Origin of the sequence: Vaccinium witches'-broom phytoplasma str. VAC, from assembly GCF_000309405.1 — a bacterium.
In the GTDB taxonomy this organism is placed as follows: domain Bacteria; phylum Bacillota_I; class Bacilli_A; order Acholeplasmatales; family Acholeplasmataceae; genus Phytoplasma.
The window spans coordinates 1-442 of the sequence record NZ_AKIN01000184.1 but is presented as its reverse complement, the minus strand read 5'-3'; the positions used below and the strand labels follow the sequence as shown (position 1 = coordinate 442).

General features: G+C 36.2%; 1 protein-coding gene. It reads right to left on the bottom strand.

What is annotated here, in order from left to right:
- Positions 1-442: ATP-binding protein (locus RI68_RS02830; protein WP_017193726.1), on the bottom strand; the 442-nt coding region annotated here is incomplete at both ends.

The window sequence follows — 442 nt, the reverse complement described above, 5'->3', positions numbered from 1 at the left end:
ATTAAGAATTCTAAGAAGGCTTTTCTTTCTTCTTTATTGCCTGGTTTAACTTCGATATTGTAAGTGAATCTGGATTTAATGGCTTCATCAATTTGGTCGATGTGGTTAGTTGCTCCAATAATAAAGATAGGTTTTTGAGGGTTATTGTCAACATATGTCATTTCGGTTTTGAATTGGTTTACCACATTGGCGACTTCTGAACCAGCTTCTAATCCACTTAAATCAGTAAAGATGGTTTCACATTCATCTAAGAAGATAATGGCTCCGTTGTGTTCTTCTGCTTCTTCGCGAGCGTATTCGAATAAATCCTTCACTAGTTGTGGAGCAATTCCTTTATATTTTTGGGAAAAGATTGAACTGCTTACTTCAAAGAAAGGTAAATTAGTTTCTTTGGCTAAGCCTCTAGCTAAGGTTGTTTTCCCAGTACCAGGAACTCCATACA